This is a genomic window from Nocardia sp. NPDC060220, from assembly GCF_042727815.1.
Lineage (GTDB): Bacteria > Actinomycetota > Actinomycetes > Mycobacteriales > Mycobacteriaceae > Nocardia.
The window spans coordinates 1-2,743 of record NZ_JBHWZY010000892.1; the positions used below are offsets into that span (position 1 = coordinate 1).

General features: G+C 61.8%; 3 protein-coding genes. All 3 read right to left on the reverse strand.

The annotated features are described in order from the left end of the window. Window positions 1-7: 7 nt before the first annotated feature. Window positions 8-865 carry an SDR family NAD(P)-dependent oxidoreductase gene (locus tag ACFWF3_RS31320; RefSeq protein ID WP_379317357.1) on the reverse strand — a complete coding sequence of 286 codons (858 nt, stop codon included), beginning with the start codon at window positions 863-865 and terminating at the stop codon, window positions 8-10. A 165-nt stretch (window positions 866-1,030) separates the two neighbouring features. Continuing rightward, window positions 1,031-1,705: a DUF305 domain-containing protein gene (locus ACFWF3_RS31325; RefSeq protein ID WP_379317359.1), complete on the reverse strand. Its 675-nt coding sequence runs from the start codon at window positions 1,703-1,705 to the stop codon at window positions 1,031-1,033. Continuing rightward, window positions 1,702-2,743 (reverse strand): LVIVD repeat-containing protein (locus tag ACFWF3_RS31330; protein ID WP_379317361.1); only part of this gene is annotated, 1,042 nt, incomplete at its 5' end. The genes ACFWF3_RS31330 and ACFWF3_RS31325, both read right to left, overlap by 4 nt.

Here is a 2,743-nt window from a genome sequence, read left to right on the forward strand (position 1 = left end):
GCACGCCTCAGGCAGTGACATCGGCAATCCCTTCCAATCCATTCGGTGCCGAGGGGAACCGGCGCGTGAGCAGCGCATCCGTACGCGCTCGAATCGAGGCATCGGACATCTCCGGGTGAGTGTGAATCCATAGATCACCCGCCGCGACGCCCCTGATGATGCGGTCGGCAACCTCTTCTGACGACATACCGTATGTTGCGAGCAGAGTACGCATCTGATCGAGGTGGTCCGCTCCGACCCCGGTCCGATCGGCGCTGGAAGCACTGGTAAAGATCGATGTCGAAACCGGTCCTGGTAGCACCGCGGAGACACCGATGCCGATCCGCTCGGCAGCGAACTCTTGCCACAGGCACTCCGTCAATGCGAGCACACCGTGTTTGGTAACGATGTAGGGGGTCTGAAACGGACCTGTGCCCAGGCTGCCGACCGATGCGAGGTTCACGATATGCGCGGGCTCGCCCGAAGCGAGCATCCCCGGCATGAATGCGCGTACGCCGTGGTAGACGCCGGAGAGATTGATCCCGATGGTGGCGTCCCATCGTGTCGGCGGAATCTCCCAGAGTCGGCCTGTGGTCTCGATTCCGGCGTTGTTCACCAGCAGATGCGTTGAACCCCAACGCGAGTGGACCGCGCCAGCGAGTGCGGCAACCTCGTCGAGATCAGAGACGTCGGTGGCGACGGCGATGACCTCGAGGCCGCTGCGGACCAACTCGTAGGCCAGCTTCTCGACAGTATCGCCATTGACATCGGCAAGCGCTACGCGCATGCCCCGGACTGCGAGCGCTCGACCCAGCGCTGCGCCGATGCCGGAGCCGGCACCGGTGATCACTGCAACTCGACCGGACGCGAGGACATCAGGTGACATAGGTCTCCTTCAGGATCGACATGCGCGGTGAGGCAGCTGACCGCCAGCATCGCTATGTCTCGAATCGTGGGTGGCGAGTGACGACTACACCACCCCATGTGAATATACATTTCGACTGTATTCTATACAGTCTGTAGAGACACTGAACCAGCCACGCGCTCTGGGTCAGGGATAGGGCATCGGTTCGGCGTTGCGCTGCTCCAGGAGCAGCGAAAGGAGCCCGATTTCTTGGCCTTGGTCCTGGATCATCGCCCGCGCCGCTTGATAGACGGGTCCCGACCGGTGCTGCTCGGTGAAGTCCTGGGCCATTGCGACACCGCCCTGATGATGGCGCAACATCAGGCGCAGGAACATGACCTCCGCTTCGGCTCCGCGGCTGCGTGCGAGCGCATTGAGGTCGGCCCACGTCGCCATTCCCGGCATAGTTGCACCCCCGGTCGCCTGTGCCGTGACCGAGTTATGACGGTGCGGTGTCGAATTGGTAGAACCCTGCGATGTCATCCAGCTCATCGGGGTGGTATTGACCATAGGGACGTTCAACAGGCACAGCCAACCCCGCAACATGCCGAGCTCGCTCCGTTGCGCCGAGTCGATTTGGCGGCCCAAACGCCACACGACCGGCGCGACGTCGACGTCGAGTCGGTCCACCATGAACAGAGCCTGCTCATGGTGGGAACCCATGTCCTGGATGAATCCGATCTCCAGGGCGGTCAACGCCAGCTCCGGCCGCTCCGATTCGGAAACGATGTAGGGACGCAGGCATACACCAACCACGACAAGGGCCACTGCGCCCACGGCCAATGCGAGATGCCCGGTGCGTGAAAGACGTACCACGATCACCCCTGACCTATCGTGGACGCTTGGTCAGGCGGTGGCGCGTACACCCCGTTCTCCAATTGCAGCGCCATGAATCCGTTGTCCGCGCATGTTGTCCACAGCTGAGTCCCTCGCCACTCCGGAGGCGAGAAGCACCAATCGGTGGACAGGTCACCGAGTACGGTCTGACCCGCTCGGGAGGTCTGCGTATCAGCCGGGTCGAATTGCCCTTCGAGCACGGCACGCGCGATCGGGACGGTCGAGAGTACCGGCACCCCGATGAGCGAGGCCAGAGCGTGGGGAGAATTTGTCAGCTCGAGATTGCGTCCGGTGAGTGCGGGCGGGTTGTAGTACGCGATCTCACGAATTCGATGTGGATCGCGAATGTCGAAGACTCGGATCCCCGAGGAGATCCACCCGCACGCCAAGGCCGTCGGGTTGGTTGCCCTGTCAGCGGCACAGTAGTGCGACTCGTAGGCGAAGAGGGATCCACCCATCGACGATCCGACGTTCTTGGCCATGTTCTGAGGAAGGTTGATCTCCAGCTTGATCTTCGATACCACTTTCGGTGCGGTCTCGTCGTGCAAATCGAGCAGCTTGACCCCGCCGGAGCCCCCTTCGTCCACCGTGAATGCAAACGGCTTGCCGTCGTAGGTGACTGGAATCGTATGTTGGGTAGCCTGCCCGTCGCTCCAGAACGACCGACCGATATGGGGCACCTGAGGATGGGGGTCTCGGCGCTGCACGGCGCTGATGTCCAAAACAGTGAAACCGGCTAGTACGGACAGGTACATGCGACTACCGTCGGGCGTGATGCCGAATCCGTGGCTCGTCAACCCGGTCATTCCTTGCCAAATGACCTGCGGTTCTGCAGGATTTGATACATCGATCGCGCTGAGCAGCCCACCAGTCACTCCTGAAGCCCAGTAGGTTCTTCCGTCGGGTGAGAACCCGCCTTCGTGCGAAACGATAGGTAAGGGCATGCCCAGGTCGGTGCCCACTCCAGGATTGAGCAGTCGAGGGTGCGCGCAATCGGAGATGTCGTAGATCGAGAAGTAGGCC